Consider the following 23,083-nt stretch of genomic DNA (forward strand, 5'->3'; position numbering starts at 1 on the left):
GCTTCATCGATCCGCTTCGCCGCGACGATCCAGATCGTCGATCCGCGCCTGCAAACGATCGAGCACGCCCAGGGTGGTTTCCAGGTCCGCCGCCGCGATCCCCGCGAACAGCTCCTTCCTTACCTCCGCCACGCGTTGTTCGGCGGCGAGCGCCATGGATCGGCCCGGCGCCGTCAGGTGCACCTTGCGCGCCCGCCGGTCGACGGGATCGACCTCCCGCCGCACAAAGCCGTTGCGCTCCATCTCGTCGATCAGCGGCACGATCGTCGGCGCTTCGACGCCCAGCATTTCCGCCAGCACCCCCTGCCGCACGCCATCGTCCAACCGTCCGAGCATCATCACCGCCACCCCGCCGGTCTGGGACACCGGCAGGTCCACCAGCTCGCGGTCGAGATGCCGCCGATACCGGCGGGCGAACTGGATGAGCACCGATCCCAGTCGGCGTTGGATGGCAGCGTCAGAGGTCATGATAGATCGATATCGAATTATTTGATGACGCATCAATATGGCGTGTCGTCGGCCCGCGCAAGATGCCTTGCGCCGCGCAGGCCCGCGCTGGTCTGCGCAGCCTCCTAGGCATGCAAAACCATGACGTCGGACCGCATGACGAATCCGCGTCCTTGGCCCGCAGGACGAAAATGGCGGCCGTCAGGCGGCCTTCGGCAGGGTGCGCTCGACCAGCACCACGCCCAGCCCCGCCGCCGCCAGGCAGACGGCCAGCAGCAGCATCGGCGCGGTGTCGCTCTGCGTGTGATCGCGGATCGCGGGCACGGCGGCCTGGGCGAAGAAGCCGCCCAGATTGCCGACCGAATTGATCGCCGCGAACCCCGCCGCCGCCCGCGCGCCCGACAGGAGCCGTGGCGGCAGGGTCCAGAAGACCGGCTGGCCCGAAAAGATCGCCGCCGCCGCAAGGCTGAGAAAGGTGAAGCGCAGCACCGGCCCCTCGACCCAGACGCTCAGCGCCAGCAGTCCCGCACCGATCAGCGCAGGGCCCGCTGCGTGCCAGATCGGGTTGCGCACGCGCGCGGCGTGGCGCGGCACCGCCCACAAGGCGATCGCGACGAGCGTCCAGGGAATGATGTTGAGCAGGCCGTTGACGCTGTTCGACACGCCGAAGCTGCGCACGATCGTCGGCAGCCAATAGCTGAGCCCATAGGCGGCCAGCGGAAAGCCGATATAGACCAGACAGAGCAGCACCACCCGCCGGTCGAGAATCGCGCGCAACGCCGCCCCGGGCGATTCGGGTTCGCCCTGCGCGCCCTCGGCGAGTTCGGCCGCGAGCCACGCCTTGTGCTCGGGATCCAGCCAGCGCGCCGACGCCGGACTGCGCGGCAGGAAGAAGAAGACGATGGGCGCGAGCAGGATCGCGGGCACGCCCGTCGCCAGGAACACCCATTGCCAGCCCGCCAGCCCGAACGTGCCGCCCTGGTCGAGCAGCCAGCCGCCGATCCCCGCCCCCACCGCATTGGCGACCGCGCTGGCCAGCATGAACAGGCCCACCGCCCGCGCGCGATACCGGGCGGGGAACCACAGGGTCAGCAGATAGAGGACACCGGGAAAGAACCCCGCCTCCGCCACGCCGAGCAGGAAGCGCAGGATGTAGAAGACGGTCGCATTCGGCGTGAAGGCCAGCGCCACCGTGACCAGTCCCCAGCTGGCGATGATCCGGGTGAACCAGATATGCGCGCCGACGCGGTGCAGGAACAGGTTGCTCGGCACCTCGAACAGGAAATAGCCGACGAAGAACAGCGATGCGCCCAGCCCGAACGCCGCCTCGCTCATCCCCAGCGCGTCGACCATCTGCAGCTTGGCATAGGAGACATTCTGTCGGTCGATATAGGCGACCAGGTAGAGCAGCCCGAGAAAGGGCATCAGCCGCCCCATCACCCGGCGGATCGTGACCTGTTCCACCCTGTCCATCACCGCTCTCCCCCGGGGCATCGCCCGGATTCGCTCCGGGTCTTCGCGATGCGCGGATCGCGCCTCCGCCCGGGACGTTATAGGCCATATGATGCCTGCCCGTCATCCCGTCTTGTCCGACATGCTATTGCGTTGCGACGCAAAAAAATTTCATCGCAAGTCTGACAGTCGGTTCAGCTTGGCGTAGGATAGCGTCGTGCAATAGGCACGACCTGCCGCGCGCATCATCATGATAAGGGGGCTTTCGTACCACCATGACCGCATTGCCATTCGCTGTTTCCGGCCAATCGGTTGCTCATAGCCTGTTGGCGCTGGCGGCGGGATCGCTGCTCGCCACGCCATTGATGGCGCAGGCCGCGCAAGTGTCGCCGCCGCCCGTCATGGTGCCGGCCACGCCGAACCAGACGATGACTCCCCAGACGATGCCCGCACCCCGGCTGGCGCCGCCCAACGTTGCGCCGCCGGTCGTACCCGCCGTCGCGCTGCCCAGCCTGAATCCCGCCCAGGCTCGGCAACTCGCCGCGCTGATCGCCAAGGGCGAGGTGACCCAGGGCCTGCGCCAGGGGCCGCCGCGCGACCTTTCGGCGCTGTCGCCCGCCGCGCTGGTCCATGTCGCCCTCGATTATGCCCATGCGGTGCATGTCGGGCGGCTCGATACCGCCGACTTCACCAAGGACTGGGGCATCCGTCCGCAGGCCTATGACCCGCTGCCCGCTTTTGCAGATGCGGTGCGCCGCGACCGGCTGGACGCCTGGGACGCATCGCTGCCGCCGCCCTATGCCGGCTATGACGCGCTGGTCGCGGGGCTCGCCCGCTATCGCGCCATGGCGGCGGCGGGCGGCTGGTCGCCGCTGCCCGCCAACGCCACCATCCCCTTCCAGTCGAGCGGGCCGCTGGTCGCGCAGTTGCGCAAGCGGCTGGCGATGGAGGATCCCGCCGTCAGCACCAGCGGCGCGACCTTTGACGACGGGCTGCTGGAGGCGGTGCGGCGCGCGCAGCGGCGCTATGGCCTGAATCCGGTCGGCACCGTGGGGTCGCAGACGATCGCCGCGCTCAACGTGCCGGTGACCCACCGCATTCGCCAGATCATGGCCAATATGGAACGCTGGCGCTGGCTGCCACAGCATCTGGAAGCCAGGCGCGTGCAGGTGAACATCGCCGCCGCGGTGCTGACCCTGTTCGACGGCGACAATCCCGTCATGTCGATGAAAGCGGTCACGGGTCGTCCGGGCAACGAGACGCCGATGCTGGTGTCCTCGATCCGCAGCATCGTCCTCAACCCGCCATGGAACGTGCCAAGCTCGATCGCCGCAAAGGAGCTGTGGCCCAAGGAGCGCGCCAATCCCGGCTATCTGAAGCGCAACGGCTTTCGCGTGATCGACACGGGCAATGGCGGCAAGCGGTTGCAGCAGGCGTCGGAACGCAGCGCTCTGGGACGGTTCAAGTTCGACTTCCCCAATGATTTCGCGGTCTATCTGCACGACACGCCCGCGCAGGCCGGCTTCTCCCGGTTCGATCGCCTGTCCAGCCATGGCTGCGTCCGCCTGGAAAAGCCCGCAGATCTGGCCGCGCGGATGCTCCAGACCACGCCCGAATGGCAACCGGCGCGGGTCGATGCGACGCTGGCCTCGGGCAAGACGGTGCGCGCGACCATGGCGGAGCCGGTGGCGGTCTATCTTCTTTACTGGACCGCCTTCGCCAACGCGGACGGACAGGTCGGTTTCCGGGACGATCCCTATAGCTGGGACGCGCAGCTGGCCTCCAAGATCGAGGCGCGCTCGGCCGAGCGTGCTTCCTCCACCAACGCATAAAGGGGTTTGGACCGGATATGACGATCACCACCAATCGCATGCGGCTGCTGGGCCTGATGGCGGCGGGGCTGTTGCTGCCCGCGCTGGCCGGTTGCTCGCGCTCCGAGCCGGAGCAGCAACCCAGCTACGGCATGGAGAATGACGCGGGCGTGACCGAGACGGTGCCCGAGACCGAGGCCCCGGCCCCGATCAACGATACCGACATGCAGCCGGCCATGCGCAACATGGCCGCCGAAGCGCCGCCGCCCCCGCCGCCGCCGCCCGCGCGCTCGGTGGACCAGCAGATGATGGATGACGCCTCGGTCACCGGCATGACCGCCCGGGTCTCGCGCGATCATGGCGACACCGGGATGGCTCCTGTCGAAAGCGTGGCGAACGAACAATAAGCCACTGTCCCCCAGCGCGCCGGGCTTGCCGGGACGCTGGGGGCTTATTGAAGAGAACAGACCGCACGGCGGATCATTCCGCTGGCGAAGGCCCTCCATGGCTCCGCCGCACAAGGCGGTGACAGGCGGATGGACTGACGGCGGCAGGTGCCCCCCTTCCCCCCTGAAAAGTAACGCTGGACCATCCGCCGGTCGAAAATTCGACGCCTGATCGACATCAGTTTTTGTTGCAATTGATTTGCATCACCAATAAATGCGCGGCCCAGGCCGGACAAACGGCTATCAGGGGAAATCATCATGACCATGATGTGGCTGGCGGCGATGGCCGTCGGCGGCACTAGCCTATCTGCGCCCGTATCACTTCCGCCCGCCGATCGGGCGATCCAGCAGGACGAACCCGCGCTGGACGAGGATGTGCTGGTGACGGGGCGGCGGACCAGGGAATTTCGCGCGGACACGGTGCAGGTCGGCGCGTTTCGCAACCGCTCGCTGCTCGACACGCCCGCCACGGTCGCGGTGATGACGCGCAGCCTGCTCGACGCGCAAGGCGCGCAGGGGCTGGAGGATGCGCTGCGCAACACCGCCGGGGTCGGCCAGCAATCGACCAGCCCGATCACCACCAACAGCTTCGTCTCACGCGGCGTGTTCATCAATCCGCGCACCAATTACCGGCTCAACGGCGCGCTCCAGATCGTCAACATGGGGCCGATCCCGATCGAGAACAAACAGCGGGTCGAGATGCTGAAGGGCGTCTCCGCGCTCTATTACGGCCTCAGCACGCCATCGGGCATCGTCAACGTCGTCACCAAGCGGGCGGGCGCGCAGCCGGTCACCTCGATCCAGCTGACCGGCGATGTCGAGGGCAGCTATGGCGGTGGCGTCGATATCGGCCGCCGCTTCGGCAACCACGACCAGTTCGGCGTGCGGCTGAACGGCTATGCCGGGCATCTGGAATTCCCCATCGACGGGGTGAATGGCCGCCGCGCGGTCGCCGCCGGGGCCTTTGACTGGCAGGCGACGTCGCGCCTCTCGCTCAAGCTCGACCTGGAATATTATCGCCGCGCCACCGACGAGCCGGGCGGCATCCGCCTGCCCTCCGCGATCGGCGCGGTGAAGGGCGTGGGCGGCATCATCATCCTGCCCGACGCGCCCGATGCGCACCACCGGCTCGCCCCGGGCAATGCGCCCTATATCACCTGGGTCAACAACATGCTGGCGCGCGCCGATTATGATCTGGGCGGCGGCTGGTCGATCCGGGCCGAGGGCGGGACGGCGCAATCGCGGCGGCAGCGGGCCCAGTCCAATCTGGAACAGCTGAACGTCACCACCGGCCAGGGCGTATTGGTCAGCGTCTATACGCCCGATCAGGATTATCGGAACGGCTATCTCCGCACCGAATTGAGCGGCACGGTCCAGACCGGCTTCATCCGCCACGAACTGCTGTTCGGCTTCACCCGCAACCGCCAGGTGCAGAGCGACCAGCACCGCCAAAGCTATCGCAACGTCGTGCAGAATCTCTATGCGCCGCGCGACGTGCCCTTCGCCTCGCTCACGCCGTCGACGATGCGGGTCGGGGTGGGCAGCGTGAATATCGACACCGGCGTCTATGTGATGGACATCGCGCATCTGGGCGAACGCTGGCTGGCGATCGGCGGCGTGCGCCATGTCGATTATGCGACGGAAGGCGCCAAGCGGACCTTCACCATGCGCACCTGGACCCCGACCGCCGGTCTGGTCTTCCGCCCGACGGCGCGGACCAGCCTGTACGGCACCTATATCGAGGGGCTGGAAAGCGCGGGGACCGCGCCCGACGGCACGGAGAATGCGGGCGATGTGCTGGACCCGGTGGTCAGCCGCCAATGGGAGCTGGGCGGCCGGGTGGAGATCGCGGGTGCGATCGCCTCGCTCGCCGGGTTCGTCATCGATCGCGGCCTGGACTATACCGACGCCACCAACCGGCAGGTCGTCGACGGCCGGGCGCTTCATCGCGGGGTCGAGGCCTCGTTGCAGGGCCAGGTCGCGCGCGGGCTCTCGGTGATGCTGTCGGGCCAGTATCTCGACGCGGTGCAGCGCCGGACCGGCATCGCCGCGCAGAACGGCAAGCAGATCGAGAATACGCCGCGCTGGGCCGGGTCGGCCTTTGTCGAATACCGGCCCGCGATCGCCCCCGATTTCGCGATCAATGCCGGGGCCTATCATACCGGCCGCCGCTGGTCCGATCCGCAGAACCGGGCGCTGCTGCCCGCCTATACGACCTATAGCCTGGGGGCGAGCTATGGCTGGCGGATGGCGGGCGAAGGACCACGCATGACCGCGCGGATCAACGCCGACAACATCGCCAATACCCGCTATTGGGCGACCGGCGGCACCACCCTCTATGCCGGGCTGGGCCGCACGGTCCGCGCCTCGCTGACGGTCGATTACTGATCCACGGGCGGCGGGTTTTCGCGATAGTGGAAATAGCGAAAGTCCGCCGCCTGCCCGGTGCCCGCCATGTCCTGGCACGCCATCCCGACAAAGGTGCCGGTAAAATTGGGCAGGCCGGGCAAAGTGGCTTCGTCGGACAACAGGCTGGTGTCGAACAGGCCGGGTAGCCAGCTCCAGTCCGCCGCCTCGCCCGCCCGAAAGGCAAAGCGCATCGCCGCCCCGTCCACCGCGACACGCAACGCGACCGGCCCGTCGAGCACGGCGATGGGCGGGGTCAGCTGGCTGCGCCCCTCGCCCAGCGGCAGGACCGACAGCAATTGCACCTGCCGCCTGCCCTCGTCATCGGCGGTCAGGTGGAGATAATGGAATTTGGAGCTGTTGTAATAGCAGACCAGCCCCGCCGCCTGCTGGAAATGCCGAGGCGTGAAATCGACCAGCGTCTGCGCGTCATAGCGGAACGCGGTCTGGCGGCGGGCGACCAGCGCCTGTTCGAAATGGCTGCCGATCGTCTCACGCCCGAACAACCGCAAATGGCCGGGCCGCGCGTCCAGGCTGAACAGCCTTTCCGGGCATGGCGTGCGCAACCATTGAAAAGCCGTGGGAAGCGCGGGGCCGTCGAACGCGTCGCGCGCATCGATCGGCGCGGAGCATTCCGCCACCTCCGGGGCCTCGGCGCAGCGCAGCCAGCCATCCGCGCCCCAGATCATGCGCCGGATCGCCGTCTCCCGCCCCAGCACACAGCGATCGCGGCCGGGCAAGGGCCGTCCGCACAGATAGGCCATCCACGTCTCGCCCTCCGGCGTGTCGACCAGATCGCCATGCCCCGTGCGCTGGAGCGGCGCGTCGGGCGTATCGCGCGCGGTCAGGATCGGGCCATCGGGATGCGGGACATAAGGCCCGAACAGGTCGCGCGACCGCGCCATCACCACCGCATGGCCCCGCTCGGTCCCGCCCTCCGCAACCAGCAGGTGATACCAGCCGTCGCGGCGATAGAGATGCGGCCCCTCGGTAAAGCCCAGCGCCGTCCCCTCGAAGATGCGCCGCCGCTCGCCCAGCAGGCGGCCGGTCGCCATGTCCATCTCCTGCGCGACGATCCCGGCGAAGCGCCACCGGTCGGGACGATGATCCCAAAGCATGTTGAGCAGCCAGCTACGCCCGTCCTCGTCATGGAACAGCGCCGGGTCGAAGCCGCTGCTGTTCAGATGCACCGGGTCCGACCAGTCGCCGTCGATCCGGTCGCACGACACCCAGTAATTGTGGAAATCGCGCAGCGACGCGCCCCTGGCCCCATCCACCGTGGTGCGGCCATAGCGCTTCACATCGGTGTAGATCAGGTGGAAGCGCCCGTCCTTGTAGCTGAGATCGGGGGCCCAGACGCCGCAGCCGTCGGGATTGCCGCGCATGTCGAGCTGCGCCGCGCGCACCAGTGGCCGGGCGACCAGCGTCCAGTTCACCAGATCGCGGCTGTGATGGATCTGCACGCCGGGAAACCATTCGAAGGTCGAGGTGGCGATATAATAATCCGCGCCGACGCGCACGATCGAGGGATCGGGGTTGAAGCCCCGCAATATCGGGTTGGTCGGGGTCATGCGGGTTTGCGTACCAGGGTCCAGAGGAGGGCCGCACCGGCGAGGTCGAGCAGGCCGAGCAGGAGGAAGAAGGGCTGATAGCCGACGCGGTCGACCAGCACGCCGAGCGTCAGGGTGAAGAGCAGTACGCCCAGATTGGCCGCCGTGCCCGACACGCCGGTCGCGGTCGCCACCTGATCCTGCGGGAACAGGTCGGAACACAGGGTGATGACCGTCACCGACAGCGTCTGGTGCGCAAAACCACCCAGGCACAGCAGCGCGATGGCGGCGGCGGGGCTGGTCACGCTGCCGACGAACATCATGCCGGTCATCAGGATCGCGCCCAGCGTGAACGCCCCGCGCCGCGCGTCGATCAGATGCACGCCGCGCCGCTGGAGGAAGGCGACGACGGCAGGGCCGAACAGGCATCCCAGATCGGCCGCCAGAAAGGGCAGCCAGGCGAAGAGCGCGATCTGGGTCAGGTCGAAATGCCGCGCCTGCACCAGATAGAGCGGCATCCACAGCGACAACATCCCCCAGACCGGATCGGCCAGGAAGCGCGCGACGGCGATCGCCCAGAGATTGCGGTGGCGCAGTAACTCGCCCAGCGGCGGGCGGCGACGCCGCTTGGCCAGCATGGTCTCCTGCCCCTCGACGATCAGCGTGCGCTCACGTGCCGACAGCGCCCGGTGCCGCGCGGGTGGCGCATACCAGAACAGCCAGGCGACGACCCACAACAGCCCCAGCCCGCCCGCGACGAAAAAGGCCGCGCGCCAGCTATGGTAAAGGACCGCCCAGGCGACCAGAGGCGGCGCGAAGACCGCGCCGAAGGATGCGCCGATCTGATACAGGCCACCCGCCACCCCGCGCTCGCGCGCCGGAAACCATTCGGCGACGACCTTCATCCCCGCGGGCTGCGCCGATCCCTCGACCAGCCCCAGCGCCGCCCGCAGCCCGGCAAAGCCCAGCCAGCCGCTCGCAAAGCCATGCCCGATGGTGATGCACGACCAGACCGCGACGAACAGGGTGAAACCGATCTTCAGCCCGATCAGGTCGAGCAGATAGCCCGCCAGCGGCTGGAACATGATGCCGAACTGAAACGCGCCGGTGATCCAGCTATAGTGTTCGGACGAGATATGCTGCTCGGCCATGATCGCGGGCGCGGCGACGCCCAGGATGCTGCGCGTCAGATAGTTGATGACCATCGCGCCGACGAACAGCGCGATGATCGTCCAGCGGACATAGGGGAAGCGCCTCACGCCACGGTCCCGGCCGATGGGTTCGTCATTTTTCGGATATCCTCATCCCGGTTTGCGCCGATGGCATTGACCTGTCCGGCCGTGCCGGGGCACGGATTCGGCGACAGCTTCGGGGCCGGGGGCGCCGATGACAGGATGGAGAGCCTTTGACCCGTTCCCGAAAGCGCCCGCGGGGCGTGACGATCATCGACGTCGCCAAGGCCGCCGGGGTGTCGCCGATGACCGTCTCGCGCGTCATCAACGGCGACCCCGGCGTGCGCGACGAGGTGCGCGGTCATGTGCGCGAGGTGATCGCGAAACTGAACTACACGCCCAATCTGATGGCGCGCAGCCTGGTGACCTCGCGCGAGATCCGGATCGGCGTCATCTTCGCCAATCCCAGCGCGGCGTTCATGAGCGAATTGCTGGTCGGCGTGTTCGAGGAAGCCTCGACCCGCGCCGCGCAACTCTTTCTGCTGCGCGGCGAACAGGATCGCCCGCCCACGCCGGATGCGATCCGCGGCCTGATCGACCAGCGTATCGCCGGGCTGCTGCTCGCCCCGCCCTTGGGGGAATCGCCGGTCGTATGGGACATGCTGCGCGAGGCCGGGCTGCCCGTCGCGGTGGTCGGCGGGATCGCGCCCGATGCGGTCTGCGTCGGCATCGACAATGCCCGCGCCGCCTATGACATGACGCGCCACCTGATCGCGCTGGGCCATCGGCGCATCGGCTTCGTCCATGGCAATCCCGACCAGTCGGCCAGCCTCGACCGGCTGTCGGGATTCCGCGCGGCGGTGGCCGAGGGCGACGGGCTGGACGTGCGGATCGTGCAGGGCGATTACAGCTATGCCTCGGGCCTGCGCGCGGGCGAGGCGCTGCTCGACCAGGCCGATCCGCCGACCGCGATCTTCGCGAGCAACGACGACATGGCCGCCGCCGTGGTCTCGGTCGCGCATCGCCGCCACCTCGACGTGCCGGGCGACCTGACCGTGGCGGGCTTCGATGACAGCACCGCCGCGACCACCTTGTGGCCGCCGCTGACCACCATCCGCCAGCCGGTGCGCGCGCTGGCCACGACCGCGCTGCAATTGCTGATCCAGGATATCCGCGGCGGCCCGCCCGCCGCGACCGGCCAGCCCCGGCTGACGCTGCTCGACCATCACCTGATCGAACGCGACTCCGCCGCGCCCCCGCGCCGCTGACCGGCCGGCGCTCCGCTCGCCCGAGGGCGCGGCGACGGGCCCCCTTCCCGGGCCGGGATGCAGCCGGTCTCTCGACAACGCCGATGGCACGCCGTCCCCATGCGGTCGCTCGACCACATCATCCCGGCGCAGGTCGGGGCCCCGTCGCCACGCGCCCCCTGAGGCGCGTGGCGCTGGCATGGAGATCGGACGCGCCACGCGATTACCGCTTCGGGGCCGTCACGCCCGCGTCGGTCTGCACGACCGGCTTCATCGTACCGTCGGGATTGTAATAGAGCCGCTCGACCGTCACCGCGCGGCGGCCGATCGCGCCGCTCTGGTCGCCGATCGCCAGCGTGGCGTTGTGCAGGAACAGATACCAGTCGCCCTTGAACTGCGCGATGCCAGGATGGATGGTAAAGCTGTACTTGCCCGATCCGGTCAGCAACCCGCGATAGGTCCAGGGCCCCTTGATCGACGGCGCGGTGGCATAGGACACATGCTCGTCACGCTGCGTCGTGCGGTCGAGCGAGGCATAGGTCAGGTAATAGAGATTGCCGCGCTTGTGCAGCCAGGGCCCCTCCTCGAAATGCGGCGGCGTGATCTCGGTGATCGGGCCGTCAATCTCGATCATGTTGGGCTTCAGCCGGGCGATATAGCATTGCCGGTTGCCCCAGGCGATCCAGGTGGTGCCGTCGTCGTCGGTGAACACCGTGGGATCGATATCCTCCCAGCTATGCGTGCCCCTGGGCGTCATCTCGTTGGTGATGAGCGCCGATCCCTTGGCATCGACGAACGGGCCGGTCGGCTTGTCCGACACCGCCACCGCGATCGCCTTGCCCGGATGGGTATCGTCATGCTCGACCGCGGCATAGAACCAGTATTTGCCGTTCTTGTAGATCGTCTGGCTGGCCCAGGCGTCCTTCTTGGCCCATTTGAAGTCCCGCACGTTCATGATCGGCCCATGCGACGTCCAGTGCCGCATGTCGGTGGTCGAATAGACCAGCCATTCCTTCATGTTGAACATCTCGTCGCGCTGCGCTTCGTCATGCCCGACATAGAGGTACAACCGGTTGCCCACGACGAGCGGCGCCGGGTCGGCGGTAAACCGGTCGTGAAAGATCGGGTTGGCCCCCGCCGGACGCTCCGCCGCCCCGGCCGAACCCGCGCCCGGCAGCGCCGCCAGCATCACCGGCGCGATCATGGTCCACAGCTTCATCGTCATCCCCTCCGTCAGAATTGGAATCGCACGCCCGCACGATAGACCCGACCGAGGACATCGTAGAGTGCCGGATTGACGAAATAGGGCGACGGCGCGGGATCGCGGTCAAATACGTTGTCGACCTTGAAATAGGCGGTGACCGCCGGGGTGATGTTATAGGTGCCGCCGACATCGATATAGAAGGCGCCGGGCACGAAGTTGCGCTCGATCGTCGGGCGGTTGACCGTCGAGGCCGGACAGCCGGTGGTGCAGACGACATATTGATTGCCCAGCTTGCCGTCGCTGAACCAGCGTTCCTGCAACAACAGCGACCAGTCGTCGGTGGCATAGGTCTGCGTCGCCAACCACTTCCACTTGGGGGTATTGCCGATATTCACGCCCGCCGTATCGTTGGGGATGGTGCCGGGCAATCCGGTGTCGGTGATGAAGCGGCGGATATTGGTCGCCAGCGTGCGCAGCGTCAGGCTGCCCGGCAGGCCCAGCGGCCGCTGCCAGCGATAGCTCGCCTCGATATCGAAGCCATCGGTCAGGATCGAAGCAAGGTTGAACGCCTGGACATTGATATAATTGGGGCCGTTGGGATTGTTCAGGTTGAACACGCCACAGGTCTCGGGCGCGATCTTGAGGTAGCAGAGATTGACGATGTCGCCCGCGCCCAGGCTGGAGATCACATCGGTGATCTTGATCTTGTAATAGTCGACCGACAGGCTGAGCCCCGGAATCGCCTGCGAATTGGAGAAGGCGATACCCAGCGTGGTGTTGCGCGCGATTTCGGGCTTCAGGTTGCGGTTGCCGATCGTGTTCTGCAACGCCAGCACGTTGACGTTGTTGAACGGATCGAAAAAGCCCGGCAGCGTCGTGGTGACCGGCGCGGCGAACAGTTCCGACAGGTTGGGCGCGCGCACGTCGCGCGAGGTGACGCCGCGAATGCGCAGCCCGTCTACCGGCAGGTCCCAGGTCCCGCCGATCTTCCACGCCCAGACACTGCCCGAGGTGCTGTAATCGGTCAGGCGCACCGCGCCGCTGATATTGGCGCGGCCCCCGGCATCCGAGTTGATGATCGGCAGATCGGCCTCGAGGAACGCCTCCTTGACGCTATAGGCGCCGCTGCCATTCTTGTAATTGCCCGCATACCAGTTGTTGCCGTCGGCCAGCAGCACGGGGTCGGCGGGATAGGCCGCATTGGCCGGGCTGTTGGCGAAGCCCGCGCCATAGGGGTCGGCATGGACGCGGTAGAATTCGTGGCGGAACTCGCCGCCGAACGCGATCGACACCGGCCCCGCCCAGGAGGAGAAGGGCGAGCCCGAGAAGTTGAGGCTGATGACGTCCTGAGTCTGGCGCGTCCGCTGCATCGGGCCGTTCTGCGGCATGATATAGCCCAGCGCCGCCGCCGAGGGATTGCCGCCGAAGATGTTGAGCGGCTGGCACCCATTGGCGCGCGCGGTCGCATCGGCACAGACGATCGCGCCGTTCAGGACAGTGGCGTTGATCGCCTGGTTGAACCGGCGCGACAACAGGATGTTGCTGACGTCGATGTTCGAATAATTGGTGCCATGCTCATAATAGAGGTCGTAGCTCCAATCCGAGCCCGCGACCGATTCGCGCCCCTTCGCCCCTGCGACGAAGCGATACTGGCGACGATCGGTATAGACCTGCGAACTGCCCAGCGCGGCATTGCTGGTACCATATTGGAAATTGGTGATGCCCGCATTGGCGCAGGCGGTCTGGACCAGCGCGGGCACGAAGGGATTGGCGCACTGGATCGTCAGGTTGGGGCGATTCTGCCCGCCGACCGGCTGGTTGCTGGTCTTCACCTGGCTGATATTGACGGTGGCGTAGAGTTCGCCATTGGGCGCGAAGTCATAGCCGATCCGGCCATAGCTGTTCACCCGCTGGATCCGCGACAGCAGCGAGCGGCCCGCATCGACATTGCCCGACAGATCGCCGCCCAGGCAGAAGCCCGGCAGGCATCCGCGCACATTGCCCGCCGCGTCGCGCGCAGGCACGCCGCCCGATCCATATTGGAACTGGAACGGATTGCCCGCCTGGTCGAAGGCGATGCCCTGCAGCGGCCCGGCGGTGATCAGGCCATATTTGGTGTAGTTATAGGGCTGCGCATAGTCGCGGTAGAGATATTGCGGCGCACCGTCGTTCAGGACGTTGCGATTGATGAGCGTCGATTGCCGGAACCAGTCGCGGCCGCCCGCCAGCGCGGTGCCAAACTGGCCGCCACCCACGCCATTGTCATGCGCATATTCGGTGCTGACCACGACATGGACGCGATCATCGGCCAGGCTGGTCCCGCCCGCCAGTTGCACCAGCACCTGCTCGCTGTCGCCATGGGTGGTGATGCCGCCCTGGACATTGCCCTTGATCCCCTTGAACCGGGTATCGGTGATGAAGTTGACGACACCACCCACCGCATCCGAGCCATAGGAGGCGGACGCACCGCCATTGACGATGTCGACCCGCTTGATGAGCAATTGCGGGAACAGGCTGATGTCCGGCACGCCCGTCACGTTCGCGCCGACCACCCGCTGCCCGTCGAGCAGGGTCAGGGTGCGGATCGCCCCGACGCCGCGCAGCGAGAAGGAGCTCAGCCCCTGCGTGCCGCTCGACGTGCTGAAGGTGCCGACCGAGGTGCCGGTCGACCCCTGTAGCGAGGGCAGTTGCGCGATGGTGGTAAAGACATTGGGCTGCGCATTGGCGGCGATCGTGCTGGAATCGATCACCGTGGTCGGCGTCGGCGCGGTGAAGCCGCCGGTGGTGATGCGCGAGCCGGTGACGATGATGTCGCGGCTGGACACCCCCTCGCCCTCGGCCTGGCTGGTATCGGGCGAGGTCGCCTGCCCCACCGGGTCCGTGCCCCGTTCGTCGGGGCGTTCGCCAGACTGCCCGCCGGGCCGTCCGTCGGGCTGCCGGGCCTGATCCGGTGGCGTGGCGGTGGTCTGCGACCGTGCCGGCGCGGCCAGATTCAGGGCCAGGGTCAGCGCCAGCATCGCCAGGCTGGTCGATCCTGCGGCATGGTTGCGCAAACGCCGTGCCCGCGATCGCGTGGTCATCATCATCCTCTCCCGCTCTACTCGTTCCGTATATCTGGTAACGTTACCAGCATTGATTGCCGCTTTCGGCGACGATGTCAATGCTCCGACATTATGATGCGCCGGAACGGGTATCGGCCACGCCCGTCGCCCGCCCCGGCGAACAGCTGCCGCGCCGACTCAGGCGGTCGGCACGGCGCGGTCGAACAGGCGGCAATCCGCCCGCTTCACGCCCGACAGCTTGGCGTCGTTGCGCAGCGAATAAGCAGTCCGCTGGCGCACGTTGAACGCCATGACGCGGCGGATGCGCGGATTGGGCACGACCGCGTTGAGGAAGCTGACGGGCGCGATCGGCTGATAGTCATAGACGACCTCCACGACCATGAGCGCGGTGCCGGGCGCCGCCGCGATCTGATTCCCCGCCGGCCCCATGCCCGTCAGGGTCGAGGCGGTTTCGACCGCGCCATGGTCCTCATTGATCCCACTATCGAGATCGGCCACGGCCTGCCCGCCGCGGTCCAGCGGGCCGCCCAATGACGATGGCATCCGCAAAGCCCCCGCGCAGCGTTGCCAGCGTATCCATTGCTGGGGCAGCCCCGCGCCATTGACCGCTCCGTTCGTCCGCTGCTCCAGATCGGACAGAATGATGCGGCCATGGGTCGACAGCCCCAGCGGCTCCCCCATCTTCAGCGCGCCGATCATCAATTCGGTGATATCGGCCTCGTCGATCGAGGTGCGGACGCGCCCCGCATTGTCGGCCACGGACATTGCGATCTGCGATATCTGCATATTGGCGACGATGAAATTGCTCAGCTCGATCCCGCCCAGCCCCAGCAACAATATGACCGGCGCGGTGATCGCGAATTCGACCAGCGCCACGCCGCGCCGGTCACGCAGGATCGCGGGCCGGGGGAGCCGCGTCCGGCTCATGCGCATACCGTCATCGGCTCGGCCTGCGACGCATAGGGCTGGTTCTTCAACATGGTCGTGACGGTCAGCCGGGTGACCGGATCCCAGCCCAGCAACTGCTTCATCGGCAGCAATTCGGGATAGGAGACAGTCGCGGTGTACAGCACCACGTCATCCGACCCGCCGGTCCCCGACCGACCGGCATCCGCGTCCCAGACGCCGTTGCCGTTGATGTCCAGGAAGCAATCCCCCTTATTATAGGTGCCGAGCGGTGGCTTGTCGGTCGTGATCGGTTCGGGCCGCGTGACCTGCCGGAATTTTTCATAGCTGGTCGGCAGGACGACGACGGTGGCGTTCGGGGCGATCGACGCCAGCCCGGTCTCGACGATCGCGGTCAGTTGCGCGGTCGTCGTGCCGGTGCCCACCGTGACCGCCCGCGCGCCGCGATCCAGCGCATTCTGCACCTGTGTCACGACATATTGCCGATAGCCCAGGTCGAACAGGCCATAGGTGATGGTGATCGCCGGCAGCGCGAGCAGCGCGAACTCGACGGCCGCGACCGCGCGGCGATCCCGCCACACCGGCCCGCCCAGCATCTGGAGAAGGCGGGTCATCGGGTCAGCCTCAGCGCGCCGATATTCTTCCCGATCTCGACGAACCGGCCCATCAGCGCTTCCTGATCGTCCGAGGTCGAGGCCTGGCTCTTGTTGCTCGCACAATTCTCCAACGTGGAATCGATCGAGGTCGCGAAGCCCAGGACCCAGACCGAATAGCCCATCGCCTTGGCTTGCGAACACAAGAGCGAGAAACGCTGCCGGTGGCGCGCGAGTTGATCTGCCTCGTCCGAGGACGCTCCCCCCGGCGTCGCACGCTTGTCGAGTTGTTCGACGCCATAAGAGGAATAAAGCCCCCTATAGCCCGTATCGAACAGCCCGTCGGTCATGAAGATGATATATTTCTTCACGGGCATGGAATTATATTTCTCGGGGTTGAGCCCGCCGAAAATACCCGATGACGAGGCCCAGCGCGCACCCCACATCATGCCATTGTCATGATAGGTACCGCCATTGGGGACGAGCGTTTTAAGATAGTTTTCGAGATCCTGCCGCGTCCAGCTCTTCATCATCGCCGGCGCGCTGGGGCAGGCATATTGCGGCTTATAGGGATCGTTGGCGTAGATGCCGAGCCAATAGGGCACATATTCGACTTCGGGCCAATAGGGCTTCCACCGCGTCGCGTTGTCGGTCGGGATCAGATTGATGTTGAGGTCCGTCGCCCCGGCCGGAATCGCGGGACTGTTCGCCGGCATCGCAACGGTCTGGCGCTCCTCCACGCAACCGGCCCATGACACTTTCCGGGGCGTCGAGCGCGTCGGCTGATAGCCGGTGCCATCCGCCGTGCCGACCAGTTGATCCACATCGACAGCGGCCCCCGCCACATAGTCGGTCACGTCGAACTTGCGCGGCAGATAGGTGAAATAGGTGCAGGAGCGCTCGGCCCAATCATAGGTGCCACCGACATCGTAGCAACTGTTCCGGCCCCGTCTTTCGGTCACGCTTTGCCGCGACTGATAGGTCCATTCGCCCGACAGCATATAGTCGGGATTGACCGCGCGGATCGCCTTGCCGACATTGACCGCGCTGGCATAGGGCACCACCCCGTAGCGCAGGCGCATGCCCGATGCGCTCAGTTGATCCTGCACGGACGCCAACTGGTCGAACAGGGCCAGCACGGCGCCGCGCAGCGCCTCGATCTTCGTCTTGGTATCCGCCGGGGTCGCCTTGTCCTTCATCGACCCCGTCGTATCGAGAACCAGGACGATATCGGTGTTCACGAAATCCTGCGATGCATTGCAACTCGTGCTGACCGGCAGGCTGTCGACCCCGAATATCCGCATCACCGACGTGGGAATGCTGGTCGCGGCGGTGAGCACCAGCGTCGTCTTCGAATCGGGCGCGCTCGTCACCTGGGGAACGAAGGGACGCGCGCCGAAGACGCCCTGGGTGAAATTGAAATTGAAGAACTTCGTCGCTTCGCTTCGGACGCGATCGTCGATCGTCGTCGTCATCGCCCGCCGCCCGGCCAGCACGGCGGCGTCGCAGGCGACCTGCATCTGCTTGCGCGCAACATAGGCCGTGCCGAGGTCGATCCCCGATCCCATCAGCGCGACCAGCGGGATCATGCACAGGACCCAAAGCAGCATGACATTGCCCCGCCGGTCCCGCGCCAACCGGACAACACCCGCAATCCCATAGCGCCCGGCCGCACGCCATCGCCCTCCGCCGGAACGCGAGGAAGAAGCCGGATCGGGAAGAATCGGATGGTTGTCGGGCATAGGATCACACGCGGTGGAGGCACACCCATGCGGCATCTTTCTATAGTTCCGATTAACCCGGGACCAATTTGCAGCCTGCGACATCCCGGCGCGTGGGATGCGTAGGCGTCCGATCATTGCCGTCGATGAGCAAAGCTGCTGATCGACCAGCGAGCCCGTTGCAAGGGACCAACACGTCGCTTACGTTCAGTTCATGCCCGAGTTGGCCGTTTGGAACGGAGGCAACGGCATTGCACCTGACGATCGGGTCTTCATGAAGGGCCGCGTCGACCACGCACTTGGGCTCTGCTCAATGCTGTGGCGGGATTTTGTCGTATTTGAAGACTATGTACTTCGAGGCCCGCTCGACGTAGAACAACTCCACTCGTGGGAGAGCGCCGGACATCCCGTCAGCAGGTCGAAACGGCAATGAACGCCCATCTTCTTGAGGGCGTTTTTCTGAACGACATAGCCGAAGAGCCCCTCAAGACTCAGCAAGCCGCGTGGTTTGCAGTGATAATGGCCATCATGCCTTTCGCCAAGCTATCGCGAGATTTCCCTGATCGACGTTTTGCTGTGTTCGTATTGGAGGGCGACTTTGGCGTGTCATTTTACCAGGTTGAGAGGCAGCATTTGTTGCATACCCCTCACCAACATGACTCCAAGCCCATGGCGCGAGTTCACCGATACGGTTGGCCGGTCGACCATCGGCGATGCGGGTGAGTACGTCACGCAGCCAGACTTCGGGCTCGACGACGTTGAGCCGGGCGGTCTGGATCAGCGTGTAGGTCGACGCTGCCCGGTCACCGCCTTTGTGGGAGCCGGCGAAGAGGTAGCGCGCTCGCCTTGATGGCAGGGTACGCCTCAAGAGCTTCATTGATCGCGCCGTCGCTCAACCAGATCGAGAAAGCCCAGGGTCCGAGCAAAACTCGTAGAGCGTCATCATCAGCGGCGTGCCTCAGACAGCCAACGGTTCGAACACGAGCGATTGGTGAAGGGAAATGCCCGCCGTCACGCCGTCGGCCGCCGCCCAGCTTGCATTGTGGGGCACGCGGGCAATGTCGCCGGCTGCGTAGACGCCCGGAACAGTAGTCAGCTTGGCGGCGTCGGTGTGGATCACCTTGCCGAACGGGCCGTCATCCAGCGCGCAACCGAGTTTCTCGGCGATCGGGCTGTTCAGCCGAGAGCGCGGAGCGAGGAACAGGGCGTCGATCGCGACCGAACGACCGCCATCCAGCAGCAGCGACGACAGCGAGTCGTTTCCGCCCTGCAAAGAACGAATGGGTGCCGGCTCGATCGCGACGCCGCGACGATCCAGCATCGTGCGGGCCGCCTGGTCGGGGAGATCGTTGCCGTTCAGGTACAGCGTTGTCGGCCCCCAGTCGGCAATCAGAGCCGCTTGATGCACCGACATGGGAGCTGTCCACATCACGCCCAGCCTGCCGCCACCATATTCGAAGCCATGGCAATAAGGACAATGCAACACGCTGCGTCCCCAACGTTCGGCGAGGCCCGGCAAGTCCGGCAATATGTCGGAGATGCCGAACGCCAGCACCAGCTTGGCGGCGGCCACCATGCCACCTCCGGCGAGGGCGACCTCGAAACCGCTCGCCACTGCCCGCGCACCAGTCGCAACACCCGAAATCATCCGCACGGTGGGGTATCGCGCGACCGCCTGTCGCGATGCGGTGATCATTGCCTGGGGATTGGCACCGTCCTGACCGAAAAAGCCATGCGAGGCTTCGGCGAAGCGATTACGGGGGGAACCGGAGTCAATGACGCACACAGACCGGCGCGCGCGGGCTATATGGATGGCGGCGGACAAGCCGGCGAAGCTACCCCCGATCACGATCGCGTCATGCTGCATGAACAGTCTCCAGGTCTATCGATTTACCGCTTGCGACCATGCGGTCGTGGAAGTCTGCACTGAGCTCTGCGAGCGTAATGGCCTCAAGACGGCCGAGCAGCAGCGCTTTGGCGTCGTCGAAGGCGGTGTTCAGCGCGGCATTTACCGCCTGTTCGACGAGGCAGCCCGGCGATTCGGTTCGGTTTCCCATCGCGAACAGCTCCCCGCTGCCGAGTGCGGCATAGACATCACGCAGCGTGATCGCGGCAAGATCGCGCGTGATCGTCCACCCTCCACCATGCCCCTTCTCCGAGCGAACGAACCCTGCGTTTCGAAGACCCGACATGATCCGGCGAATGACCACCGGGTTGGTCTGCATCGCCTTGGCCATGGTCTCCGATGTCACCGGACGGCCGACCTCCGCCATGTGCAGCATGACATGGAGCACGCCCGACAGCTTGCTATCCCGTTTCATGTAATTTCATATGTTGCATGAAACGGTCTTTGTCAACAATGATCGGCCAGCATTGCTGTGAGAGGAGGTGCCAAGTGCCCGCCCACACACGAAATTCCTGACAGGCGCTTATCGCTTTGGTCCCCCAACGCGCATTGTCTCGCGCGATCGCCGCAACCAGGTGGCAATATCGACCGTCGCCAGTCCAAGCTTCGCATTGAAAGAGTCTTCGATCGGCCAGGCGACCCCATCGGGTCGCGCAAAAGCAAGTCGGTATGCTGCCATCAAATCCGTGGGATCACGCTCGGTATCGGCACGAAGCTGTTCGGGCGTCGACAGCAGGCGCTCGACGGTGATGCCGAGCACGCCATCTACTGTGTCCGCGAGATCGCGATAGGTGAAGGTATCGCCGGCAACATGCAGGATCTGGTTCGCAAAGGTGATCGGATCGCTCGCGACCAAGGCGGTCACCTGACCGATGTCCTCGGGAGTCGTGGCCGTCAATCGATGGTCCCAATGTCCCAGTGCACGCACAGTGCCGGACCGAAGATCGACCACGCCAAACTCCGGCAGAAACACGAAGCTCGTGAAGATGCCGGTCGAGATGATCGTCCAGCGGACCCGGTCCTGCGAGCGAAGCAGCGTTCGGACGTCGAGCTGATCGTCCCAGACCGCCTGCCCGCTACCGCGCCCCACCACGTCGTAATCTACGCCGAACTGCCACGGGATATAATGATCGACGCCGGCCCCCAGCACGGCCTCGGTGATGCGCTGCTGCGTGCCAGGCCCGCCGACAAAGCCGGTGCAGCAGATGACCATCGAAAAGCGAGAAAATATAGCGATCAGTTCTTCGACGCTGGAGGTTGCCAGATCCGCGTCGATTATATCGATCCCCAGCGCACGCACCGCGTGGCGCGCTGCAGATACGACCGCTGTCGTTTGTGGGCGAAGCAGCACCGACACCGATCCCGCGCGGCGCCGGGCGTCGGCGGGGGCCAATTCGTTCAGCACAGCCATTCCCAATTCGCCGGCACCGAGCACCAGAATGCCAGTGCGTTTTACGTCGATATCCATCATGCTTTGCATCTCCTCGCCGCATAGATGCGCAGGCGCGAGGATTTACAGAAGAAGGCACATTCTTGATCCTGCATGATAATCCGGATTTCGTTGAAGCGATGCGCCACTCCCGTGCCGCGTGTGACGCACTCAGCGAGGAGGACGATGGGCTCAAACGCGAGGTCTTGTCGCATGCCGGCAATCGCTGGTCGCTGGGTGTGGTCCATGCGCTCGGGGTTGCCGGGACGCTTCGTCATGCGGCGCTAGCTCGCGAACTGAAGCCTGTGACGCAGCGCATGCTGACACGAACCCTGCGTCACCTCGAGCGCGATGGCCTGATCGTGCGGACGGACCATGGCGAAGTCCCGCCGCGCGTCGATTATGATCTGACCGATCTTGGACGCGCCTTTCTGATGGGCATGATGCCGCTATGGTCGTGGGTCATCGACAATGCCGAAGATGTCCGCAGCTCCAGGGATCGATTTGACCGGGCTGGAAAGTGATGGCGATAACAGCGATCCTGAGCCCGCGCTGCGCTGGCACTACTCTCGAGCCGAGCCGGTCGGACGATCGATCTCCTTCGACCGTCCGGTACTGACGGAAGCCTCAGGACGCATTCGATCAGAGATCTTCCAACGGCTTGGATTGCGACAGGCGGGGACCGAGGATCGCCATCGTTTGCTCGGCCACTGGTGCCAGCACCTCGAATGACGCGGTCACAGCCTGATCGCCGGCACGCGCGGGATTGCCTGCATCGAAAGGCGGGGCCGGATCATATTCCATGAGCAGCTGAGTCGTCCTGGCGACATGCTCTCCAAGGATCGTGTCCAGCAGGGTCAGGCCGAAATCGATGCCCGCCGTGACCCCGCCCCCCGTGATCCTGTTGCGATCGATGACGACGCGCTCGGAGACGGGCTCCGCACCGAACATCTCGAGCATAGCCAGCCCGGCCCAATGGGTCGTGGCGCGATACCCGTCGAGGAGGCCCGCAGCGCCCAGGATGATCGACCCGCTGCAGACTGCGGTGACCCATTTGGCACGCGCGCCATGATGCGCCAGAAAGCCCATGACCTCCCGATCGTCGAACAGGTCCACCTGTCCGGACCCTCCGGGCACGAACAGGATGTCGAACGCATCCGGGGCGTCCTCGAACGACATCGTCGGCGCAATGTTGATGCCGATGTCGGACTGGATCAGATCCTTCGTCTTCCAGACGAGGTGCGTCTGCATCGGCCCGTGCAGTGTCGTGAGCGGTCCTACGAGGTCGAGAAGGGTACAGCCCGGAAATGTCAGCATCGCCACCTGCAGCGGCGGCTTTCCCGTCATCTGCGGCGTCATAGCCATCAGCGACCATTGGCTAGTCCTAATTTGCGTCATGCGTTGCTCCATCAGTCCACACGCGTCCCGGAAACGCTGATACTCGGGAGGAATCCGGGCTTGGCGCGTCCGGTGAGCGTCTCTCCGTCGCGGGTCAGGTCGAACTTGATCACCATGCTCATGGGCTTGGTGATGCGCTGCGACCACTGGATCCGGTCGCCGTCCGCCACCGGATCGATGAAGGGCACGGTTTCGTCGCCCTGCGTCGCGGTCCCTGAAATCGGCCCTTCTCGATGGACGATATCGAGCAGCACATCCTGTCTGCCCAGCGGTGTCGGAATGCTGATCTGCCAGCGGCCGTGAAGGCTCATAAGTCTTTCTCCCAAATACAAT

General features: G+C 65.6%; 19 protein-coding genes and 1 pseudogene. 5 read left to right on the forward strand and 15 right to left on the reverse strand.

Annotation, left to right across the window (positions count from 1 at the left end):
* Positions 1 to 3: 3 nt before the first annotated feature.
* Complete coding sequence (locus RN629_RS07830; protein WP_407034713.1) at positions 4 to 468, reverse strand: MarR family winged helix-turn-helix transcriptional regulator; 465 nt, start codon at positions 466 to 468, stop codon at positions 4 to 6.
* Positions 469 to 648: 180 nt separating this feature from the next.
* On the reverse strand, positions 649 to 1,920 hold the full coding sequence (locus tag RN629_RS07835) for an MFS transporter (RefSeq protein ID WP_407034714.1): 1,272 nt from the start codon (positions 1,918 to 1,920) through the stop codon (positions 649 to 651).
* A gap of 254 nt (positions 1,921 to 2,174) precedes the next feature.
* Between RN629_RS07835 and RN629_RS07840 the strand changes: the two genes are divergently transcribed.
* From RN629_RS07840 to RN629_RS07850, 3 genes are all read left to right on the forward strand, one after another.
* On the forward strand, positions 2,175 to 3,731 hold the full coding sequence (locus RN629_RS07840) for a L,D-transpeptidase family protein (protein ID WP_407034715.1): 1,557 nt from the start codon (positions 2,175 to 2,177) through the stop codon (positions 3,729 to 3,731).
* A 17-nt stretch (positions 3,732 to 3,748) separates the two neighbouring features.
* The gene (locus tag RN629_RS07845) at positions 3,749 to 4,117 is read left to right on the forward strand and encodes a hypothetical protein (RefSeq protein WP_407034716.1); all 369 of its coding nucleotides are present in this window, start codon (positions 3,749 to 3,751) and stop codon (positions 4,115 to 4,117) included.
* A gap of 297 nt (positions 4,118 to 4,414) precedes the next feature.
* Complete coding sequence (locus RN629_RS07850; protein ID WP_407034717.1) at positions 4,415 to 6,544, forward strand: TonB-dependent siderophore receptor; 2,130 nt, start codon at positions 4,415 to 4,417, stop codon at positions 6,542 to 6,544.
* Here the strand turns inward: RN629_RS07850 and RN629_RS07855 are convergent.
* Complete coding sequence (locus RN629_RS07855) at positions 6,538 to 8,133, reverse strand: glycoside hydrolase family 43 protein (RefSeq protein WP_407034718.1); 1,596 nt, start codon at positions 8,131 to 8,133, stop codon at positions 6,538 to 6,540. The genes RN629_RS07850 and RN629_RS07855 overlap by 7 nt on opposite strands.
* Complete coding sequence (locus RN629_RS07860) at positions 8,130 to 9,371, reverse strand: MFS transporter (RefSeq protein WP_407034719.1); 1,242 nt, start codon at positions 9,369 to 9,371, stop codon at positions 8,130 to 8,132. The genes RN629_RS07855 and RN629_RS07860 overlap by 4 nt, the downstream gene beginning before the upstream one ends.
* A 146-nt stretch (positions 9,372 to 9,517) precedes the next feature.
* Here RN629_RS07860 and RN629_RS07865 point away from each other — a divergent pair, with 146 nt between their 5' ends.
* On the forward strand, positions 9,518 to 10,552 hold the full coding sequence (locus RN629_RS07865) for a LacI family DNA-binding transcriptional regulator (protein WP_407034720.1): 1,035 nt from the start codon (positions 9,518 to 9,520) through the stop codon (positions 10,550 to 10,552).
* Positions 10,553 to 10,754: 202 nt separating this feature from the next.
* On the opposite strand, the gene RN629_RS07870 is transcribed toward RN629_RS07865, so the two are convergent.
* The 9 genes and pseudogenes from RN629_RS07870 to RN629_RS07910 form a co-directional block, all read right to left on the reverse strand.
* A complete protein-coding gene (locus tag RN629_RS07870; RefSeq protein ID WP_407034721.1) occupies positions 10,755 to 11,750 on the reverse strand; it encodes a glycoside hydrolase family 43 protein in 996 nt (331 codons plus the stop codon).
* Positions 11,751 to 11,764: 14 nt separating this feature from the next.
* Positions 11,765 to 14,821, reverse strand: coding sequence for a TonB-dependent receptor plug domain-containing protein (locus RN629_RS07875; RefSeq protein WP_407034722.1), 3,057 nt, complete (start codon positions 14,819 to 14,821; stop codon positions 11,765 to 11,767).
* A gap of 153 nt (positions 14,822 to 14,974) precedes the next feature.
* Positions 14,975 to 15,724, reverse strand: a complete 750-nt coding sequence (locus tag RN629_RS07880) for a TadE/TadG family type IV pilus assembly protein (RefSeq protein ID WP_407034723.1) — start codon at positions 15,722 to 15,724, stop codon at positions 14,975 to 14,977.
* Positions 15,721 to 16,317 (reverse strand): TadE/TadG family type IV pilus assembly protein, encoded by a 597-nt coding sequence (locus RN629_RS07885; RefSeq protein WP_407034724.1) that lies wholly within the window; start codon positions 16,315 to 16,317, stop codon positions 15,721 to 15,723. The genes RN629_RS07880 and RN629_RS07885 overlap by 4 nt, the downstream gene beginning before the upstream one ends.
* Positions 16,314 to 17,906: a pilus assembly protein TadG-related protein gene (locus RN629_RS07890; protein ID WP_407034725.1), complete on the reverse strand. Its 1,593-nt coding sequence runs from the start codon at positions 17,904 to 17,906 to the stop codon at positions 16,314 to 16,316. Before RN629_RS07890 ends, RN629_RS07885 begins: the two co-directional genes overlap by 4 nt.
* Positions 17,907 to 18,678: 772 nt before the next feature.
* A pseudogene (locus RN629_RS07895) lies at positions 18,679 to 18,879 on the reverse strand (transposase domain-containing protein); the annotation flags it as partial.
* A gap of 96 nt (positions 18,880 to 18,975) precedes the next feature.
* Positions 18,976 to 19,884, reverse strand: a complete 909-nt coding sequence (locus RN629_RS07900) for an NAD(P)/FAD-dependent oxidoreductase (RefSeq protein WP_407034726.1) — start codon at positions 19,882 to 19,884, stop codon at positions 18,976 to 18,978.
* The gene (locus RN629_RS07905; protein ID WP_407034727.1) at positions 19,874 to 20,338 is read right to left on the reverse strand and encodes an Rrf2 family transcriptional regulator; all 465 of its coding nucleotides are present in this window, start codon (positions 20,336 to 20,338) and stop codon (positions 19,874 to 19,876) included. The genes RN629_RS07900 and RN629_RS07905 overlap by 11 nt, the downstream gene beginning before the upstream one ends.
* 108 nt (positions 20,339 to 20,446) lie before the next feature.
* Entirely contained in the window at positions 20,447 to 21,394 is a 948-nt protein-coding gene (locus RN629_RS07910; RefSeq protein WP_407034728.1) for an aromatic alcohol reductase, read from the reverse strand.
* 62 nt (positions 21,395 to 21,456) lie between these two features.
* Here RN629_RS07910 and RN629_RS07915 point away from each other — a divergent pair, with 62 nt between their 5' ends.
* A complete protein-coding gene (locus tag RN629_RS07915) occupies positions 21,457 to 21,876 on the forward strand; it encodes a winged helix-turn-helix transcriptional regulator (protein ID WP_407034729.1) in 420 nt (139 codons plus the stop codon).
* Between the two features lie 118 nt (positions 21,877 to 21,994).
* Here the strand turns inward: RN629_RS07915 and RN629_RS07920 are convergent, their stop codons facing one another.
* Positions 21,995 to 22,711: a DJ-1/PfpI family protein gene (locus RN629_RS07920; protein ID WP_407034730.1), complete on the reverse strand. Its 717-nt coding sequence runs from the start codon at positions 22,709 to 22,711 to the stop codon at positions 21,995 to 21,997.
* A gap of 50 nt (positions 22,712 to 22,761) precedes the next feature.
* Positions 22,762 to 23,061 (reverse strand): hypothetical protein, encoded by a 300-nt coding sequence (locus RN629_RS07925; RefSeq protein ID WP_407034731.1) that lies wholly within the window; start codon positions 23,059 to 23,061, stop codon positions 22,762 to 22,764.
* Positions 23,062 to 23,083: the final 22 nt, after the last annotated feature.

It is taken from the genome of Facivitalis istanbulensis, from assembly GCF_040560405.1.
GTDB classification, from domain to species: Bacteria; Pseudomonadota; Alphaproteobacteria; order Sphingomonadales; family Sphingomonadaceae; genus Sphingomonas; species Sphingomonas istanbulensis.

What these genes read in the sequence shown, in the direction of transcription:
- RN629_RS07875 (WP_407034722.1), bottom strand. Translation starts at nt 14,821, where the DNA reads ATGATGATGACCACGCGATCGCGGGCACGGCGTTTGCGCAACCATGCC.
- RN629_RS07900 (WP_407034726.1), bottom strand. Translation starts at nt 19,884, where the DNA reads ATGCAGCATGACGCGATCGTGATCGGGGGTAGCTTCGCCGGCTTGTCC.
- RN629_RS07845 (WP_407034716.1), top strand. Translation starts at nt 3,749, where the DNA reads ATGACGATCACCACCAATCGCATGCGGCTGCTGGGCCTGATGGCGGCG.
- RN629_RS07880 (WP_407034723.1), bottom strand. Translation starts at nt 15,724, where the DNA reads ATGAGCCGGACGCGGCTCCCCCGGCCCGCGATCCTGCGTGACCGGCGC.
- RN629_RS07870 (WP_407034721.1), bottom strand. Translation starts at nt 11,750, where the DNA reads ATGAAGCTGTGGACCATGATCGCGCCGGTGATGCTGGCGGCGCTGCCG.
- RN629_RS07850 (WP_407034717.1), top strand. Translation starts at nt 4,415, where the DNA reads ATGACCATGATGTGGCTGGCGGCGATGGCCGTCGGCGGCACTAGCCTA.
- RN629_RS07905 (WP_407034727.1), bottom strand. Translation starts at nt 20,338, where the DNA reads ATGAAACGGGATAGCAAGCTGTCGGGCGTGCTCCATGTCATGCTGCAC.
- RN629_RS07910 (WP_407034728.1), bottom strand. Translation starts at nt 21,394, where the DNA reads ATGATGGATATCGACGTAAAACGCACTGGCATTCTGGTGCTCGGTGCC.
- RN629_RS07835 (WP_407034714.1), bottom strand. Translation starts at nt 1,920, where the DNA reads ATGGACAGGGTGGAACAGGTCACGATCCGCCGGGTGATGGGGCGGCTG.
- RN629_RS07890 (WP_407034725.1), bottom strand. Translation starts at nt 17,906, where the DNA reads ATGCTGCTTTGGGTCCTGTGCATGATCCCGCTGGTCGCGCTGATGGGA.
- RN629_RS07885 (WP_407034724.1), bottom strand. Translation starts at nt 16,317, where the DNA reads ATGACCCGCCTTCTCCAGATGCTGGGCGGGCCGGTGTGGCGGGATCGC.
- RN629_RS07920 (WP_407034730.1), bottom strand. Translation starts at nt 22,711, where the DNA reads ATGACGCCGCAGATGACGGGAAAGCCGCCGCTGCAGGTGGCGATGCTG.
- RN629_RS07855 (WP_407034718.1), bottom strand. Translation starts at nt 8,133, where the DNA reads ATGACCCCGACCAACCCGATATTGCGGGGCTTCAACCCCGATCCCTCG.
- RN629_RS07840 (WP_407034715.1), top strand. Translation starts at nt 2,175, where the DNA reads ATGACCGCATTGCCATTCGCTGTTTCCGGCCAATCGGTTGCTCATAGC.
- RN629_RS07830 (WP_407034713.1), bottom strand. Translation starts at nt 468, where the DNA reads ATGACCTCTGACGCTGCCATCCAACGCCGACTGGGATCGGTGCTCATC.
- RN629_RS07925 (WP_407034731.1), bottom strand. Translation starts at nt 23,061, where the DNA reads ATGAGCCTTCACGGCCGCTGGCAGATCAGCATTCCGACACCGCTGGGC.